Annotated in this window: 14 protein-coding genes; 12 read left to right on the top strand and 2 right to left on the bottom strand. The window is 37.6% G+C overall.

What is annotated here, in order from left to right; all coding sequences use genetic code 11:
* The first annotated feature begins 66 nt into the window (after nt 1-66).
* The 3 genes from IGJ27_RS04565 (at nt 67) to tuf (ending at nt 2,347) form a co-directional block, all read left to right on the top strand.
* Nucleotides 67-447: a VOC family protein gene (locus IGJ27_RS04565; protein WP_081128729.1), complete on the top strand. Its 381-nt coding sequence runs from the start codon at nt 67-69 to the stop codon at nt 445-447.
* 44 nt (nt 448-491) lie between these two features.
* A complete protein-coding gene (locus IGJ27_RS04570) occupies nt 492-896 on the top strand; it encodes a GNAT family N-acetyltransferase (protein WP_178306061.1) in 405 nt (134 codons plus the stop codon).
* Between the two features lie 263 nt (nt 897-1,159).
* Nucleotides 1,160-2,347 (top strand): elongation factor Tu, encoded by a 1,188-nt coding sequence (gene tuf, locus IGJ27_RS04575; RefSeq protein WP_010719593.1) that lies wholly within the window; start codon nt 1,160-1,162, stop codon nt 2,345-2,347.
* 105 nt (nt 2,348-2,452) lie between these two features.
* Here the strand turns inward: tuf and mprF are convergent, their stop codons facing one another.
* Both mprF and IGJ27_RS04585 read right to left on the bottom strand, forming a co-directional pair.
* Complete coding sequence (gene mprF / locus IGJ27_RS04580) at nt 2,453-5,038, bottom strand: bifunctional lysylphosphatidylglycerol flippase/synthetase MprF (protein ID WP_178306060.1); 2,586 nt, start codon at nt 5,036-5,038, stop codon at nt 2,453-2,455.
* A 21-nt stretch (nt 5,039-5,059) separates the two neighbouring features.
* Nucleotides 5,060-5,776 (bottom strand): alpha/beta fold hydrolase, encoded by a 717-nt coding sequence (locus IGJ27_RS04585; RefSeq protein WP_010719591.1) that lies wholly within the window; start codon nt 5,774-5,776, stop codon nt 5,060-5,062.
* A 211-nt stretch (nt 5,777-5,987) separates the two neighbouring features.
* Here IGJ27_RS04585 and IGJ27_RS04590 point away from each other — a divergent pair, with 211 nt between their 5' ends.
* The 9 genes from IGJ27_RS04590 to xerD all read left to right on the top strand — a co-directional run bounded on the left by IGJ27_RS04590 (nt 5,988) and on the right by xerD (nt 18,540).
* On the top strand, nt 5,988-6,620 hold the full coding sequence (locus tag IGJ27_RS04590; protein WP_053766455.1) for a lysozyme family protein: 633 nt from the start codon (nt 5,988-5,990) through the stop codon (nt 6,618-6,620).
* A 144-nt stretch (nt 6,621-6,764) separates the two neighbouring features.
* The gene (locus tag IGJ27_RS04595; RefSeq protein WP_225792594.1) at nt 6,765-7,547 is read left to right on the top strand and encodes a DUF368 domain-containing protein; all 783 of its coding nucleotides are present in this window, start codon (nt 6,765-6,767) and stop codon (nt 7,545-7,547) included.
* A 167-nt stretch (nt 7,548-7,714) separates the two neighbouring features.
* Nucleotides 7,715-10,036 (top strand): cation-translocating P-type ATPase, encoded by a 2,322-nt coding sequence (locus IGJ27_RS04600; protein ID WP_178306415.1) that lies wholly within the window; start codon nt 7,715-7,717, stop codon nt 10,034-10,036.
* Between the two features lie 186 nt (nt 10,037-10,222).
* A complete protein-coding gene (dnaG, locus tag IGJ27_RS04605) occupies nt 10,223-12,064 on the top strand; it encodes a DNA primase (protein WP_178306059.1) in 1,842 nt (613 codons plus the stop codon).
* Nucleotides 12,065-12,087: 23 nt separating this feature from the next.
* Complete coding sequence (rpoD, locus tag IGJ27_RS04610) at nt 12,088-13,197, top strand: RNA polymerase sigma factor RpoD (RefSeq protein WP_010719586.1); 1,110 nt, start codon at nt 12,088-12,090, stop codon at nt 13,195-13,197.
* Between the two features lie 375 nt (nt 13,198-13,572).
* Nucleotides 13,573-15,918 (top strand): cell division site-positioning protein MapZ family protein, encoded by a 2,346-nt coding sequence (locus IGJ27_RS04615; RefSeq protein ID WP_178306058.1) that lies wholly within the window; start codon nt 13,573-13,575, stop codon nt 15,916-15,918.
* A gap of 201 nt (nt 15,919-16,119) precedes the next feature.
* Complete coding sequence (locus IGJ27_RS04620; RefSeq protein WP_010719584.1) at nt 16,120-16,983, top strand: CvfB family protein; 864 nt, start codon at nt 16,120-16,122, stop codon at nt 16,981-16,983.
* Between the two features lie 103 nt (nt 16,984-17,086).
* Nucleotides 17,087-17,560, top strand: coding sequence for a ferric iron uptake transcriptional regulator (fur, locus tag IGJ27_RS04625; protein WP_010719583.1), 474 nt, complete (start codon nt 17,087-17,089; stop codon nt 17,558-17,560).
* A gap of 92 nt (nt 17,561-17,652) precedes the next feature.
* Entirely contained in the window at nt 17,653-18,540 is an 888-nt protein-coding gene (gene xerD / locus IGJ27_RS04630) for a site-specific tyrosine recombinase XerD (protein ID WP_010719582.1), read from the top strand.
* Nucleotides 18,541-18,555 lie beyond the last annotated feature (15 nt).

Raw genomic sequence — 18,555 nt, forward strand, 5'->3', positions numbered from 1 at the left:
TCAAATAAAGAGAAAATGGTATAAAGGATAGGAAGAGATAACGAAAATATAAAGGAGTGTTACAAAATGAAAGTTGAACATATTGCTATTTGGGTTAATGATTTGGAAAAAATGAGAGCGTTTTACGAGAACTATTTTGCTGCAGAAAGTTCAGAGAAATACACGAATCCTAAAACCCGGTTTCAATCTTACTTCCTGAATTTCACCTCAGGAAGTCGGATTGAATTGATTACAAAGCCTTTTTTATCAGATCGTGCAGTCGATACTTTTGGTTATGCTCATTTAGCAATTTCAGTGGGAACAAAAACAGAGGTGGATTCATTTGCTGAAACATTTGTAAAAGAAGGCTTTCCACTGATCAGTGGACCAAGAACTACGGGCGACGGTTATTATGAAGCAGTTATCCAAGATCCTGAAGGAAATCTGATTGAGTTAACGACAGATTGAGACGGATTACATCATACAAAAATATAGCAAAGGATAGGAAGCACATGGAATTCAGCGAAGAGAAAAAAATTGACCTTGATGCATTGTTCGCGCTCTATACAGCTGTAGGATGGTCAGCCTATACGAAGGACATCCAACAATTAGCTCTGGGAATCCAACAATCTCTCAAAGTGATAACGGTATGGGACGAACAACAATTGATTGGATTGATCCGTAGTGTCGGGGATGGCGAAACGATTCTTTACATTCAAGATTTGCTTGTTCATCCTGCTTATCAAAACAAGGGGATCGGGACACAATTAATCGAAAAAATGGTACAAGCTTATCCAAAAGTCAGACAAAAAGTTTTATTGACAGAAAATGAACAACGAACCCGTCGATTTTATGAAAAATGCCAATTTCAGTCGGTAGCGACACAAGAAATGATTTGTTTTTATCGCGAATACTGATAGTTACGAAAGAGCCCATTGTAGTGAAAACAAGGAGATAGTCACAACAATTACGCATGGTTGGCTGATGAAAAATTAGTCATTAATCAGCATAAGTGTTCTTGGTTGACTTTGACCAAGTTTGACGTATAATACAAATTGTTCGATACTTACAAAAAGTAAGGCGGACAGATTCTTTTTGGATTTTTCCAAAGAAGTCTATAATGGACAACAGATGAGAGCAAAACTTTAAAGCTCTAAATTAATTAGGAGGTTTGTTAATTATGGCAAAAGAACATTATGATAGAAGTAAACCACACGTAAATATTGGAACCATTGGACACGTCGACCATGGGAAAACTACTTTAACTGCTGCGATCACTACAGTACTAGGTAAAAAAGGCTTAGCAAATCCTCAAGACTATGCTAGTATCGACGCAGCACCAGAAGAACGTGAACGTGGAATCACGATCAATACTGCTCATGTGGAATACGAAACAGACAAACGCCACTATGCACATATCGATGCACCAGGGCATGCGGATTACGTGAAAAACATGATCACTGGGGCAGCTCAAATGGACGGAGCAATCTTGGTTGTTTCTGCTACGGATGGCCCAATGCCTCAAACTCGTGAACATATTTTACTTTCTCGCCAAGTAGGCGTGAAATATTTGATTGTTTTCTTGAACAAAACAGATTTAGTCGATGATGAAGAATTAATTGACCTAGTAGAAATGGAAGTTCGTGAACTATTAAGCGAATATGGATTTCCAGGTGATGATACACCTGTTATCAAAGGATCAGCATTAAAAGCATTACAAGGTGATCCTGATGCAGAAGCAGCTATCATGGAATTGATGGACACAGTCGATGAATACATCCCAACACCAGAACGTGATACGGACAAACCATTATTGTTACCCGTCGAAGATGTATTTTCAATTACTGGACGTGGAACAGTAGCATCTGGTCGGATTGACCGTGGGGCTGTTCGAGTCGGTGATGAAATCGAAATCGTAGGGATCAAACCAGAAACGCAAAAAGCCGTAGTAACAGGAGTTGAAATGTTCCGCAAAACGCTTGATTACGGTGAAGCAGGGGATAACGTAGGTGTGTTATTACGTGGGATTCAAAGAGAAGACATCGAACGTGGCCAAGTGATTGCCAAACCTGGTTCAATTACACCTCATACTAAATTCAAAGCAGAAGTGTATGTTTTGACCAAAGAAGAAGGCGGACGTCATACACCATTCTTCAATAATTATCGACCACAATTTTATTTCCGCACAACTGACGTAACAGGAACAATTGTTTTGCCAGAAGGAACGGAAATGGTCATGCCTGGCGACAACGTAACGATCGATGTAGAATTGATTCATCCTGTTGCTATTGAAAACGGGACGACTTTCTCCATTCGTGAAGGTGGTCGTACAGTAGGTTCAGGTATCGTAACAGAAATCGAAGCCTAAGAACAAAGGATAGATAAATAAAAAAGGCGCACGATTCAACAAGTCAGATGACTTTTAGAATCATGCGTCTTTTTTTCTTCCATCATTAGATATAAGTTGTCATATTCAGCGTTTTTGTAACCATTTCTTTAAACCTACTAATCGCTTTTTATGGTCAACTGGTGCATTATCAATGATCAATAATGCGATCATGACATAGGCAATCCAACTGTCACGTGAATAGGAAGTATAGCGGGAAGTCCAATGAGTCGCATATTTATCTTTATACTCACGCAAGCCGTGGAAAGAGTAAAAATGTGAACCAAATTCATAAACTAAGTAAGCGATTCGTTCTTGAATAAAACTTTTTCTTGAGGTTCCAACGTTGGATAATGGCGCCATCCCCAAGTTGAAAAATTCAATCTGTTCCTCTTTCATATACTCAAATAAATGAAGGAAAAGATAATCCATACTTCCAGCTGGTGCTTTCTCTGGATCATAACGCATCAAATCAATCGTGCCGATTTTATTGTCTGTGTAGGTTGGCATGATTGAAGCAAATGCTACTAAGTCTTGTTGTGGGTCTTTTAAAACAGCGATCGGTGCCCGCTGTAGATAATCTTCTGAGAAGAACCCCAGTGAAAAACCTTTTTCTTTTCGGCTTCCTAACCATTGATCAGAAATTTGTTTGAGTTCAGTCATCTGTGTCTCAGAAAAAGGTGGCTGAATAATCTCAAAAGTAAAACCTTCTCGATCAATCCGATTCAAGATCGCACGTGATCCTTTCATTTTCTTTCCAGAAGTAGTGAAATTGGCTAATTCAACGTGTGCTTCTTCGCCCATTTTGATGAAGTCATAGCCGAATTCATGTAAAATCATCACGATTTCTTCACTCGTTTCATAAAAGACGGGGAGGTAACACAAACGATCAGTTTCTTCAATAAACGCTTCGATAGCAGCAGGAAAATCTTCTTTTTTACCCGAAGGATCGCCCATCACGATACATTTATTATTGTAACAAGCAAACTGTAATAAAACCGTTCCAACTTGGTCTTTTTCGTAAATAAACATGCGCTTGTCTTTTAAGAAAATCAATTGACTGTCAGAATTTCCGCCAAAGGTATGGAGGATATTTAACGCTTTTTCTTCATCCAACGGTTCGCCGACTTGCTGTTTCTTTCCTTGTAGGAAGTGGACGAAAAGAATGATGATAAAGCTTACTGCAATAATAGCAAATAATCCAGATAACCAAATCTTTTCTGACGGGAACAAAAAGAACGAAATAAAATGATGCTTACGATGAGGAAATGTTGGCAGATTATAAACACCAATAATGATGTAAAGCAACGCTAAAGCACCAATAATCACACCATCAATCGTCAACCATTCCCATGAATAAATGATTTGTTCTCTAAATAATTCATTTTTCGAAGCAATTACGATCAACAACAGTAACAATAGGAAAATAGCTGCAGTAAAGCTAAAGTCAATAATCGTCACATAAGATGCTGCTAAAAAGATCAGTGCAATAGTTGGCCAATAGGCTCTTTTGACTCTTGCAGCAATCCCACGCCCCATAATGACAAAGAGAAATCCTAACAACATACTTGGGAATTGAATAATAAAATGCAACCTTAACGGATTGATACTATGCAGCCAACGAAACTCGGTAAAAGCTTGTGGGATCGTTGCTGAAAGAACCATCATGATACCAGAAAAATATAAAAGGACGACGACTGCTTTATGAGCAATCTCTGTTGCCAGCTGCTTAGGAATACCAGAATAACGTTGATCAAAGGTTGAGCCAATATTCTTAAAGAAAAAGACGATCCCGATCAAAAAAGGAATAATGTAATAAAAAATTCGGTACAGTAAGATCCAAACGACTACAGTTGCCTTTGGCACACCTATGGCAGAAAGACCGATAATCATCATGATATCAAAACTACCGATTTCACCAGGAATCATCGAGACGATTCCGATAACTGAAGCTGCGATAAAGAGCGGTATCGTTTGCCACAAATCGACTTTGATATCCATAAGTGCCCCAACTGCTAGAAAGGTGAACAAGACACCAGACCACTCTAAGATCGAGACAAGCAGCAATTGTCCTTGTGTTTTTAATGAGAGTCCTCCGAGGTAGCCCTCTTTTTTTAAGGTAGTGACTACAAAAACAAGTGGGAAGTATAACCCACCACCGATCAACCAAATCCAATACTGCTTAATAAAAGGCGCAACCGGTGCAAAAAAGACCATAAAAAAAGAAATCAAACTATAAATAGACAGTCCAGCCATTAGAAATAAAAAGATCTTCGACAAAGCTTGCATCAACTGCTTACTGTCTTTTTTATGACCGTATAATTCGGAGCGTAATCCGATGCTGACAAAGCCGCCAAAACCGGCAACATTGTTGATGGTATTGATCAACCAACTTGTTTCAAATAAATAACTCTTTTTTAATTTTTGTCCCAATAAGCGGTTAAGGATGATATCATACCCAATCATCGGTGCAACAGATAGTAATCCAACAATGAGCATCAACCCCGTCTTCCAAAGTGGGATTGTTGCAAATGTTTCGGCTAATTGAGCAATCGATAGTGTTTTGCCAATATTGATCAATTCACTAACGATAATGACAACCACAGAAATTAAAAAGATTGTTTTAAAGAGACCTAAATGGTTTTTGAACCATTGTAAGGCTTGTTTTAACAAAAAAATCACCTACTATTCTTATTATTCAGACAAAAAATCTAATACTTCTTGATTGAAACGTTGAGGATCTTTTCTAGCTAACTGATGTCCTTGTTCGTTCACTAAAACAAAAGAAGCATTTGGGATCGTTTTTGCTAGGTAAAGGGAGTGTTGCAGTTTGATCACATCTTTTTTTCCAACAATAATCAATGTTTTACATTTAATTTTCTCTAAATCTGCTGTTGAAAGACCGATATCTTTTAACAACAATTTGATCACCAACAAATTTTTTCTAAGCGATGGGCAAACTAAAGAAAGCAACCACATACCAATATAATGACAGTAGCTAAGCAGTCTCGCTGAGAATAAAACCCCTTTAACTAAAGTATTTCCTGAATTTAATATTAATCGATGTACTTTCTCTGGATAATAACTTGAAAAGACCAATCCAAGATTAGCTCCATCACTAAAACCTAGTATATTTGCTTTTGTAATTCCTTCAAGTAGCATGATGGTATAAAGATCTTCTGCCATCAAACGAAAAGACAAGGTATTTGCTTGATTCGTTGAACGTCCGTGACCTCGACTATCAATGAGATAAACGGTATAAAACTGACTAAAGACAGGAACTTGCTCTGAGAAGAAACGACCACTGCCATCATTACCATGGAGTAAAAACAGAGGCATGCCATTTCCGCTTTTCTCATAATAGATCTCTGTTCCATCAGTCATTTTTGCATATTTCTTTTCTTTTTTCACATAATCACCTACTGGTTAAAGTATAACGACAATTCTCCTATAAGAGCAATTGTTTTCCTAAAAAAACAACGATCATTTTCGTAAGATAGTAAAAAATTCCGAAAATTTCAGATTTTATTAAGGAAAGGAACAAATGATTAGTAAGAAATAGCCAAGAACGATAATAAATAGTAAGATAAAAAAAGATGTCAAAATAACTAGGTGAATGTTTATGAAAAAAAAGAAAAAATCAATCTTTCGAAGAATCGTCTCTTTTTTAGTGATTGTCTTGGTCATAGGAGTATTGATCATCTTAGGAAAAACCTATCAATCGATTAAAAGAGTAGAAAAGTACGAACCAGAAATAACAACAGCAATCAAAAAGTACCATATGGAAGAGTACGAGTCTTTGGTCAAGGGGATCATTTTAACAGAATCAAAAGGCAAGGGGATTGATTTGATGCAAAGTTCGGAAAGCGCCTATGGTAAAGCCAATGTGATCGATAATCAAAAAGAAAGTATCGATCAAGGAGTCAGCTACTTAGCAGAAATGATCAATGAGGCAAAAAAACAAGGATGTGATCTTGATACAGCTATACAAGCCTATAACTTCGGTAAGGATTATATTGTCTACGTAAAAAACCGAGGTGGGGAAAATACTATGGAGATAGCAGAAGAATATTCCAAAAATGTCTTGAGTCCACTTTTAGGTAATGAGAAAAAAACCAAGTATCGCTATTGGCGAGTCCCCTCATTGCTTTACAATGGCGGTTATCTTTATCATAATGGAGGGAACATGTTTTACACAAAAGTTGTCAAGATGAATGAAGACCTCATTGAGTTATATGACAAAGTTTTTAACTAATTGAGTGTAATGCTGAGATTTTTTGCTAGATCTTTATCTTATCAGAAAGAAGGAGTGCTCAAAAAAGTGGAAAAAGAACAAATCATAACAGAAAAGGTAGCGAAAGATTCAGGAAAAGACTGGCTATTGCGCTTTGTAAAGGGAATGTTTATCGGTTCGGGTTTTATTTTACCGGGGGTAAGCGGAGGCGCTTTAGCAGCTGTTTTTGGAATGTACGAACGATTGATCTCTTTTTTAGCTCATCTAACCAGAAATTTTAAAGAAAACGTGCTTTTCTTTTTGCCTGTCGGATTAGGAGGAATCAGTGGAGTCTTTTTGCTTTCCTTTTTGGTGAGTTTCTTATTAGGGACATATGAAACGACGATTTTATGGTTTTTTGTTGGGTGTATTGTAGGTACTGTTCCAGCGTTGTGGAAAGAAGCTGGAAAGAAAGGGCGGCAATCAGGTGATATCATCCTGATGATCGTTACATTGATCGTGGCTTATTTCTTTTTACTTTACGGATCACAACTATTTGATGGTCAAGTTGAACAAAACACAGTAACTTGGATCATCGCTGGCGGTCTAATCGGCTTAGGGATGATTGTTCCTGGACTGAGTCCCTCGAATTTTTTAGTCTATATGGGGTTATACAAGGCGATGGCTGATGGTTTCAAAGAAGCTCGCTTAGACGTGATCTTACCGATCGGTTTAGGCGCGGTAGTCTGCGTGTTGACGTTATCAAAGTTATTTGATTTTATCTTTTCTAAGGCATATAGTAAATTGTTCCATTTTATTTTAGGAGTTGTTTTTGCTTCGACGGTAATGATTGTTCCTACAGATTACACAAATTTAAGTTTACTAGGAATCATCTTTTGTCCCATTTTATTTTTTGCTGGTATCGCATTAGGTTGGTGGATGAGTCGTTTAGAAGAACAATATAAATAAAGGTTGAATGGCACATGATTTTTGCTGGGATTTCTCAGCGGCATAGAATCATGTGTTCTTATTTTGTATAAATTTGTAAAAAATAAGTTGTTTTTAATAATAGAACAAGCTAGACTTAAATATATTGATTATTTTTTGAAAGTTGGCGAAAAATGGAAACGAAAGAAATGAAGGGTCTTACTCAGGAAGAAGTGAGACAAAAAATTTCCTCTGGGCAGCAAAATGATTACCAAGAGGATGCATCCAAAAGTACTAAGCAGATTCTTAGTGACAATATACTAACGCTGTTCAATTTTTTAAATTTTGGTATTGGGATTTGCTTACTATTGGTCGGTGCCTATTCCAATATGGCTTACCTGGCAATCATTGTGGTGAATATCATTATTGGTATCTATCAAGAAATCCATGCTAGAAATCTAGTAAGAAAGTTATCGATTGTTTCGCAATCAGAGGTACGAGTTGTCCGCGAAGGAAAAGAGCAGTCGATTTCAACGAAAGAATTAGTTTTAGGAGATGTCGTAAAGATTGGTGCAGGGGAACAGATTCCTTCTGATTTAAGAGTGATCTCAGGACGCGCAGAAGCCAATGAGGCACTATTGACAGGGGAGTCAGACCTGATTGTCAAAACCGAAGGAGATGAATTGCTTTCAGGTAGTTTCTTAACCAGTGGTTCTGTTTTAGCTCAAACGATTCGTGTTGGCGCAGACAACTATGCAGTTCGCCTAACGAGTGAGGCAAAAACCCATAAAGCGATTCATTCTGAACTTGTCGATTCTATTCGAAAAGTATCAAAATTTACTAGCTTCATTATCATTCCATTAGGTATTATTTTATTTTTAGAAGCGTTATTTATCCGTGATGCTTCCATTAAGATTTCTGTTATTGCTTCGGCAGCAGCATTACTAGGGATGTTGCCTAAAGGCTTAGTCCTTTTGATTAGTATTGCACTGACTACTGGTGTAACGAAATTAGCAAAGAAAAGAATCTTAGTCCAAGATATGTATTCGATTGAAACACTTGCTCATGTAGATACGCTTTGCTTGGATAAAACAGGGACGATCACTGAAGGAAAAATGAGTATCCAACGGGTCGAAGCCCTAAATCCTAAGTACGAAAAAGCGATTCCTGAAATCATGGGAACCTATCTAGCTGAAAGCAGTGACAATAATCTTACCATGCGGGCACTTAGAGATTACTTTCAAGTAGCTAATCGCTATACTGTGACTGAAAAGTTAGCTTTCTCTTCTGACCGTAAATGGGGAGCGATGGAGTTTCCTGAATTAGGTGTGATCTATGTAGGAGCTCCTGAACGTTTGGTTGAAAAATCACAACTGCCAGAAAGTTTGGTGGATGCTCAAGCAAATGGCTACCGTGTATTGATGCTGGGTGTCGCTCCTGAACAACATTTGACTGAAGGAGAGCCAAAAGGCGTTGAACCAATCGCGCTGTTTGAGATTGACGATCCAATACGTAAAAATGCAGAAGAAACATTAGCTTATTTATATGCTGAAGGTGTGAATCTAAAGGTTATTTCAGGTGATAATCCGTTCACAGTTTCAAATATTGCCCGCCGTGCAGGCTTACCAAATTATGATTCGTATGTTGATCTTTCTACGATGACAGAAGAAAAAGCTGTCCGGGAAGCCGCTCATGAGTACACGGTCTTTGGTCGTGTGAGTCCACAACAAAAGAAAACATTAGTGAATGAATTAAAACAAAGTGGTGGAACTGTGGCTATGACTGGGGATGGAGTCAATGACGTATTGGCACTGCGTGAAGCAGACTGCAGTATCGCCATGGCTGAAGGAGACGGTGCAACAAGACAAATTGCTAATCTCGTTTTACTTGATTCTGATTTTACGACTTTACCAGAAGTCTTATTCGAAGGGCGTCGTGTCGTGAACAATGTGACCAAAGTTTCAGGTATTTTCTTTATCAAGACGATCTATTCGTTTATTCTTTCTATCTTATGCGCAATTACTGCAATCGGGTTTCCATTCATCCCAATCCAGATCACATTGATTGACTTAGCTATTGAAGGTTATCCTTCTTTCTTCTTATCGTTTGAACAAGATAAACGAAAGATTACCTATCGTTATTTACCAACAGCATTGATCAATGCATTGCCAAATGCATTGCTAGTCGTATTGAATATTATTGTGGTTTATATTTTAGGAAAAGTTTTGCCATTTACCCAGTTGCAAACGACCACTTTAATGTATTATCTATTGATCGGAATCAGCTGTATGGCAGTAGTCAAAGCGTGTTATCCATTTAATCCGTTGCGAATTTTCTTAGCGGTAACTACTGTTGTGGGGATTTATGTAGCAGCGATGCTTTTCCATCATCTGTTAGAAGTTGATCTTGGGTTAGGAACTGCTTGGCCATATTTCATTGGTTTTATGATCGTTAATATCATTTTGAGACTGATTTATGGAAAGACCAATATCCGTGACTACTTATTGAATAAATTAGCAACAACGAAATAAACCATTGCTTGTTCTTAGAATGACAAGTATTATACTTGAAAAAGTTTAGAATTGTGATAGAATGAAACATGTATAATTGTGTCCTTTAAAATCGCACTGATTTTCGTTAGTGCGATTTTTTACCGGTTATTCTCCTGAGGTATCTCTTTGACAGATGCCAATTAGCTATTTACAGGGGGTGAAAGCATGGCTCAACGGATTCCTCAAGAAGTCATTGAAACGATTCGTGGACAAACGAATATTGTTGAGGTGATTGGTCAATACGTCCAATTAAAAAAATCTGGAAAGAATTATTTAGGTTTGTGTCCTTTTCATGAAGAACGAACACCATCTTTCTCGGTGGCTGAAGATAAACAGATTTTTCATTGCTTTGGTTGCGGAAAAGGAGGAAACGTCTTTACTTTTCTTCAAGAACTAGAAGGACTTAGTTTCCCAGAAGCAGTCGTCAAAGTTGCTGATTTTGAACAAATTCAGTTAGAAGATCAATGGCGCAAACAAACACTTCCCTTCGAAAATAGCGATTCAATTACAGGAAAATTGATTTTAGCGCATGAAAAAGCCGCAGAAGTATATCATCATATGTTGCTACACACGAAAGTAGGCGAGCAAGCTTTAGATTACTTACTACAACGTGGTTTGACACTAGAATTGATTGAAGAATTTGCGATCGGATTTGCACCGAATGAACGTTCATTTTTGAAACAAGTATTTAAAACTGAAGCATACGATCAAGAAGTGTTGGAACGTTCTGGTTTGTTTATCTCTCATGAGGATGGAGGAATATCTGATCGGTTTTACCAACGTATCATGTTTCCTATCAGAAACCCTCAAGGGCGCACGATTGGTTTTTCTGGACGCTGGCTTGCACCAGAAAAAGGACAAGAAAAAGATCAACCCAAATATTTGAATAGTCCAGAAACAGAATTATTCAATAAAAGACAAGTGTTGTTCAACTTGGATAAAGCACGTAGTGATATCCGAAAAAGCGGTGAAGTTCTTTTATTTGAAGGTTTCATGGATGTCATTGCTTCTTGGCAAGCAGGTGTAAAAAATGGGATAGCTTCCATGGGAACGAGTTTAACGAATCAACAGATCCAGCAGATTGAACGAGTAACCAAAGAACTAGTTTTTTGTTACGATGGAGATAAGGCAGGATTCGAGGCAACGAATCGAGGGATCGAATTGTTACGACAAAATAGTCGATTGCAATTATCAATCGTTGTGATTCCGGAAAAACTTGATCCCGATGAATATTTACGTAAATATGGAAATGACTCCTTTAATGAACTGATCTTTCATGGTCGTGAAACGGTCTTTACTTTCAAGTCACGTTATTTGAAGCAAGACAAGAACCTGGAGAATGAAAAAGATAAAATCCAGTACTTAGAAGAGGTATCGAGAGAACTTAGTCAAGTTGTCTCGCCAATCGAACAAGATATGTATTTGTCGCAACTAGCGACCGAATTTCAACTTAGTCGTGAAACCCTGCAAAAGCAAATACGGGATTTTCGCAGGGAAAATCAAACGAATCGAACCAACCAACCAACGACATTGCCAGAACCAGCTATTTCACGGACGGCAATAACGAAAAAGAGACCGCTGACTCAAGTAGAAAAAGCGGAACAAATGCTCTTGTACAGAGTGTTCAAAGAGATATCTGTCCGTAATTTTTTGAAAGAACAGCAATTTCAGTTTATTCATGACATTTATGCAGAAGTATATTTTTTATTCGATGCATTTGTGTCACAACATGATGAATTCAACCTTGCGGAGTTTTTGGACTTTTTGCAAGATGAAAATTTAAGGCGTTTAGTGGTGGAAATCGAGTATTTGCGTGTAGCCGAAGAAAGCACACCAAGAGAAATCCAAGACTTATTGCGTGTAATCAGAAAGTCTAGTTTAGCTGATGAAATAACTTTAAAAAAACAAATGCAGCAAGAGGCTAGAAGAACTGGAAACAAGCAATTAGAATTGGAATTAACGATTGAGATCATTAATTTAACAAAACAGTTAAAACAAGCCGAATAGCTACTCAAGGGGGGCCTTCTTTTATGGCAAATGTAACAGAGAATAAAAAGTATGAAGCAGCAGTAGCAGCTTTTATCAAAGAAAACAAACCAAAAAGACAAGTCGTGTATGATGATCTTTCAAATAAACTTGCAACGCCATTCACATTGAATGCGGATGAGATGGATAAATTGATCCAAAAAGTCGAGGATGCTGGAATCAGCGTTGTTGATGAAAACGGAGATCCATCGATCCATAGTTTGAAGAGTGCAGAGAAAAAAGCGGAACAAGCAAAAACAGAAGATCTGTCAGCACCTACTGGTGTAAAAATCAACGATCCAGTTCGTATGTATTTAAAAGAGATTGGTCGTGTTTCCCTATTAACTGCGGAAGAAGAAGTAGCTCTTGCTTTAAAAATCGAAGAAGGTGATCAAGAAGCAAAACAGCGTTTAGCTGAAGCAAACCTTCGTTTGGTCGTAAGTATTGCTAAGAGATATGTTGGACGTGGCATGCAATTTCTTGATTTGATCCAAGAAGGAAATATGGGCTTGATGAAAGCTGTTGAAAAATTTGACTATCGTAAAGGATTCAAATTTTCAACTTATGCTACATGGTGGATCAGACAAGCAATCACTCGTGCCATCGCTGACCAAGCACGTACGATCCGTATCCCAGTGCATATGGTAGAAACCATCAATAAATTGATCCGTATCCAACGTCAATTACTTCAAGATTTAGGAAGAGAACCGACGCCAGAAGAAATTGGTGCAGAAATGGACCTTCCTACAGAAAAAGTACGTGAAATATTGAAAATCGCGCAAGAGCCAGTTTCTTTAGAAACACCAATTGGTGAAGAAGATGATTCTCATTTAGGAGACTTCATTGAAGACCAAGAAGCTACTAGTCCTGCAGAACATGCGGCTTATGAATTGCTAAAAGAACAATTAGAAGATGTTTTAGATACATTGACTGACCGTGAAGAGAATGTTCTCCGCTTACGTTTTGGTTTAGACGATGGCCGTACCAGAACACTCGAAGAAGTTGGGAAAGTATTCGGAGTAACACGTGAACGTATTCGACAAATCGAAGCGAAAGCGTTACGTAAATTACGCCATCCATCACGTTCAAAACAATTGAAAGATTTCTTAGAGTAAAAATAGGATTCAAATTTTGAATCTTATAGACAATGACTGTCTTTTAAAATAGCGAGTAGCCTTTAGTGAAAACAAAGTAGCACGGGATCAGAATAGATGATGCCGTGCTATTTTTTTTAGTCAATAGCTGAGTCAAAAGCTTGAATCTGATCATAATAAACAAATAATTGATGCGCTATTAACATTATGATGATGAAAACATAAATAAATGCGTATCTATGCGTAATTATAAGAAACTTTTTATAAATTATTTGTTTTATTTTTACGAGTTATACTATTTGACATCCGTTTGATCAAAATAGGCTCTTGGCGAAACTTTCAGAATATGGTAGATTAAATGGTAGCGTAAACCTAACAAAAGGAGCCGATCGCTCAGTGATAAAAAAATGCCCAACGTGTGGATCAAAGAAAATCAAAGGAAAGTTGATTTGTCCTGATTGTGGTTACCAAATAAAAGAGCAAGACCAACACACGAATGAAGAAAAGAACAACAGTCAATTACCAATAGATTCTTCAGAAGAACATTTTCCTGACACGGAATTAAATGATCCAATCGAATGGTCAGAATTAACAGAGTTACCATTAGAATCGGTCATGGCCTTGTTTAAAGAAGAATCATCTGAAGAAACGAATCTAGCAGAAACTAATGATGCTGAAGATGTAGTCACTAAAAAGGCAAACAAAAATCCGTCAACAAGTGAAGAAGGAACTGATTCGAAAAAACAAGTTAACGGCGATGAAATGACGGATGAACTCGAAGCAGAACAACAAAAAAGAGTAGCTGAATTAAAAGAATTTGTTGATCATGAAAAAGAAAATTCGATTTTATCTGCTTATATCAAAGCTCATAGAGAAGATACAACAGAAGAACATGCAGAAGAATTGATGCGAATGATCCAAGAGGAACTCGCAGCTAAAAATGCCAAAGAGACTGATTCAAAACAAGAAAGTACAGTGCCAGGAACTAACGAACGTGAAACGAAAGAAAAGGAAACAGTTGATACGAAGGATAGCGTTGTTCAGCCAACTGACCATCAAGCGATTGATCAAGAAGAAACGTTCGAAACGGCAACAGAAAAAAATCATGAACGCTTAACGGCACCCCAAACTTCAGAAGAAAATCAACTGCTTTCTTCTAAGGAACAAACTGAAGAATCAGTGACCGCTACCAAATCGACTCACGTCCAATCGTCGTCAGAAAATCTTTTGATAGGAAAAAAAGAAGTCGAAGAAAAAACGAGTGCGGAAGATGTCGATAAAAACTCAACCCATGAGGTCGAAGCGTTAAACGAAAATTTGAAACCTGAAGTTTCAGAAAAAGATATTCCGAAAGCAGCTCCATCACAAGAGAATCAATCAAACGGAGAAGTTCTAAAAGAAGAAATATCGAAAGAAGAAACAGCAAAAGAAGAAATACCGAAAGAAGAAACAGCAAAAGAAGAAATACCGAAAGAAGAATCGGTAAAAGAAGAACCAAAAGAAGAAATTCGTAAGAAAGATTCTTCAAAACCAGAAGCTATAGAAAAAACAGAATTATCAAATGAAATCGATCAAAGGACAGAAACGGAACAAAAAGAACCAGTTACATCAGCTAAGACTGATGAGGGGAAACGAAAAAGATCGAAAAAAGGACCGTATCTGGCTTTAGCAGCAATCGTCTTGCTCGGAGTCGGTGGTTGGGCTTATTATGACCATCAGCAAGATGTTCAGGCACAAATCGCTGCACAAGAAGAAAGACAAAAACAAAAGGTGGCAGATCTACAAACAGCCTTGAATGCTTTTTATACAGATCCGTCTCACCAGTTTATCCGTACTTCAATGATCAATCAAGACTTAGCTAAACTAAAGACTGATCTGAATGACGTAAAAAAAGAGAAAGAATACCCTGAATTAGAAAAAACATTCCAGGATATCCAAACCAAAATCAAAGATATTCAACGTGTCAACCAGTTATTTACTTCGGTAGTGATTGACGATGATCATTTAGCAGCTGATCCCAAACTAAAAGAGGATCAAGCCATTCAACCAATGACTACAAATGAAACTGCTTTTGGACGTCTGATCAAGCAAGCGCAAACCGAAGCAGAGGACCAATACAAACAATTGCAGACGGCTAAAGATAAAGTGAACGTTGTCTATCATGATAATCAAGTCGTAGACAGTGCGAACAGAGAGCAGTATGACGAAGCAAAAAATGCTGTAGAGCAAATCAAAAATGAAGAGCTAGCTGTCGCTTTAAAAGATCAACTAAAAAAAGTAGATGAAACCTTGACTGCGAAAGAGCAGAAAGAAGCACAAGCAAAAGAAGAAGCAAAAAAAGCTGAAGAAGCAAAAAAAGCAGCTGAAGCAGCCAAACAAGCTGCAGCTCTGGCTGCACAACAAGCAAAATCTAGTTCAACTACCAATAAGACTAATTCAGCCAATCAACCCATCATGTCAACTCGACAAAGTGATGTGGCTGATGCATCTAATCCAGCATGGAATTGGGCACCAGGAGTCCAACAAAGTGTTATTGCTACTTGTATTCAACGAGGCTACATTGTGGCAGGTGGATATAAACTAGAAAAAGCGAGAATCGAAAATGGTGAAGGTTACTATAATCTTTATGCTACTTCAACCCAATCTAATTTGATGCGTGGAATCGGTGAAAGTGCATTGCCATTTTATATTGTGACGATCAATTGTAAAACAGGCTGGTTTGGCGGAAATGGCAGCCATTAATCTGCTAGATAGACAATGACCAAATACTACTCAGATATCGTAGATCGTATGGAACTAAGTGGATGACCATATAGGATCAGATACACGATGTCTGAGTTTTTTTGCGACGACTAAGACCAAACCAACTACTAATCATGGAAACATTATGTTATGATAGCTAAGAAAAGATGGCTGAATCTTTTATAAATAAGGAGAAATAAGATGAATGAATTATTGGCAACAATATTTACCGGAATGGTAATTGATGAAAATGAAAAAAATTACTTTGTCCAAAAAAATGGACAAACTTTTGGATTAAGTAAAACCGAAGGGACCTATCGTATCGGTGAAGCAGTCGAAGGGTTTGGTTATCAAAATCAAAAACATGAAAATCGTTTTACTACGTTGATTCCTAAAAGTCGAATTGGTCATTATGCTTTTGGTACAGTGACTGCTTCACGAAAAGATTTAGGAGTATTCGTCGATATTGGATTACCCGACAAAGATTTTGTAGTCTCATTAGATGAACTACCAACGATGACAGAACTTTGGCCTAAAAAAGGCGATCGTTTAATGGTTGCTTTAAGAGTCGATAGCAAAGACCGAATTTGGGGTAGTTTAGCCGATGAAAAGATTTTTAAATCATTGAGTAAACGTGGAACAGAAGAAATCAAAAATAAAGACATTACAGGTGTTGCTTACCGCTTGAAACTGACCGGAACGTACGTCTTAACAGATGATTATTATATCGGATTTATCCACCCATCAGAACGCTATAATGAGCCGCGCTTAGGTGAACAAGTCAAAGGACGAGTAATTGGTGTGAGACCTGATGGAGTATTGAATCTTTCATTAAAACCAAGAGCATATGAAGCAATCTCTGATGATGCACAAATGATTTTAACGATCATCGAACGATCAGCAGATGAGCAAATCCATTTTACTGACAAATCTGATCCGGAAGATATCATGAAAACTTTTGGTATAAGCAAGGGAGCTTTTAAACGAGCAATCGGCAATCTATTAAAACAAGGACTAGTCAAACAAGAAGCAGGGGTAACGAAACGAATTAGAAAATCTAATTGAGAATACCTTGCATGTTTTTCTTAACTAGCTTATAATTATTTTAATTTAGAAAGAGATTCCTTTTGTTTGATTATAATTATTATAAATTGTCGGGGTTGAATACATGGTTATGAATGCGATGTCAGTAATGAAAAAAACGAAACAACAATTACACGAGTCGGGGTTCAAATTAACCCCACAAAGAGAAGCAACTTTACAAGTACTTTTAGAAAATGAGAAAGAACATTTATCGGCAGAAGAAGTCTTTTTTCTAGTGAAAAAAAAGAGTCCAGAAATTGGGTTAGCTACTGTCTATCGGACGTTAGAGATTTTGACCGATTTGAAAGTCATTGATAAAGTCAGCTTCAATGATGGTGTTGCTCGCTATGACTTGAGAAAAGAAGGAGCAAAACATTTCCATCATCATTTATTGTGTTTACGATGTGGCACGATTGAAGAGGTCGAAGAAGATTTATTGTGTGAAGTGGAAGAAATTGTGGAGCAACGGTATCACTTTTTGGTAAAAGATCATCGCTTAACATTTCATGGTATTTGTCAAAAATGTTACACTAAAGAAAAAGAAAGCAAAACCGTCTGATTGCTAGACGGCTTTTTCTTTGCCTAGCTGTAAAATAGACTATCGAAAATGAAGGGTATCTGATATGATAGAAGAGCACGAGGTGGATTATTATGAATGAAGAAATTAATGATTATCTCCACTATTTGACGATTGAACGTGGCTTGTCATTAAATACGAGAAAAAGTTATGAACGAGATTTGTTACAGTATCTTCACTATTTAGAAGATGAGCAAATCACTTCCTGGCAAGATGTCGATCGCTATGTCGTGATCAATTATCTGGAAAAGATGCATGATGAAAAGAAAGCTCCAGCAACCGTGACCAGAATGATTACTAGCTTGAGAAGATTTCATCAATTCTTACGTCAAGAACGATTGACTGATCATGACCCGATGCAACACATTGATACGCCTAAAAAGGTTCAAAAGTTACCTAGTACCTTATCCTTGACTGAGGTTGAACGATTGATCGAAACACCTGATACAACAAAAAATCTAGGGATCAGAGATCGAGCAATTCTAGAAGTCATGTATGCAACAGGTATGCGTGTCAGTGAACTCGTTGGTTTAAAGCTAAGTGATCTTCACTTGTCGCTCGGCTTGGTCCAAACACTTGGTAAAGGGGACAAAGAACGGATCATACCTCTAGGTGATTATGCGATCCAATGGTTGGAGCGGTATCTAGACGAAGCACGCCCCCTCCTTGTAGCGAATCCTTCTGAAACGCATGTATTTGTCAATCATCATGGTACAGGGTTATCACGGCAAGGTATCTGGAAAAACCTTAAACAATTAGTGCGTGAAGCAGGAATCAATAAAGAGGTGACCCCTCATACTTTAAGGCATAGTTTTGCGACACATTTGCTGGAAAATGGTGCAGATCTTCGAACGGTACAGGAATTATTAGGACATGCTGATATCTCAACAACACAAATTTATACACATATCACAAAGAAAAGAATGACGGATGTTTATAAGCAGCATTTTCCAAGGGCTTAGTCATAGGAAGGTGAA

Source organism: Enterococcus sp. DIV1726a, from assembly GCF_051710985.1.
GTDB lineage: Bacteria > Bacillota > Bacilli > Lactobacillales > Enterococcaceae > Enterococcus_B > Enterococcus_B hirae.

Coding starts and splice junctions, on each gene's coding strand:
- IGJ27_RS04565 (WP_081128729.1), top strand. CDS start 67: ATGAAAGTTGAACATATTGCTATTTGGGTTAATGATTTGGAAAAAATG.
- IGJ27_RS04570 (WP_178306061.1), top strand. CDS start 492: ATGGAATTCAGCGAAGAGAAAAAAATTGACCTTGATGCATTGTTCGCG.
- tuf (WP_010719593.1), top strand. CDS start 1,160: ATGGCAAAAGAACATTATGATAGAAGTAAACCACACGTAAATATTGGA.
- IGJ27_RS04590 (WP_053766455.1), top strand. CDS start 5,988: ATGAAAAAAAAGAAAAAATCAATCTTTCGAAGAATCGTCTCTTTTTTA.
- IGJ27_RS04595 (WP_225792594.1), top strand. CDS start 6,765: ATGTTTATCGGTTCGGGTTTTATTTTACCGGGGGTAAGCGGAGGCGCT.
- IGJ27_RS04600 (WP_178306415.1), top strand. CDS start 7,715: ATGAAGGGTCTTACTCAGGAAGAAGTGAGACAAAAAATTTCCTCTGGG.
- dnaG (WP_178306059.1), top strand. CDS start 10,223: ATGGCTCAACGGATTCCTCAAGAAGTCATTGAAACGATTCGTGGACAA.
- rpoD (WP_010719586.1), top strand. CDS start 12,088: ATGGCAAATGTAACAGAGAATAAAAAGTATGAAGCAGCAGTAGCAGCT.
- IGJ27_RS04620 (WP_010719584.1), top strand. CDS start 16,120: ATGAATGAATTATTGGCAACAATATTTACCGGAATGGTAATTGATGAA.
- fur (WP_010719583.1), top strand. CDS start 17,087: ATGGTTATGAATGCGATGTCAGTAATGAAAAAAACGAAACAACAATTA.
- xerD (WP_010719582.1), top strand. CDS start 17,653: ATGAATGAAGAAATTAATGATTATCTCCACTATTTGACGATTGAACGT.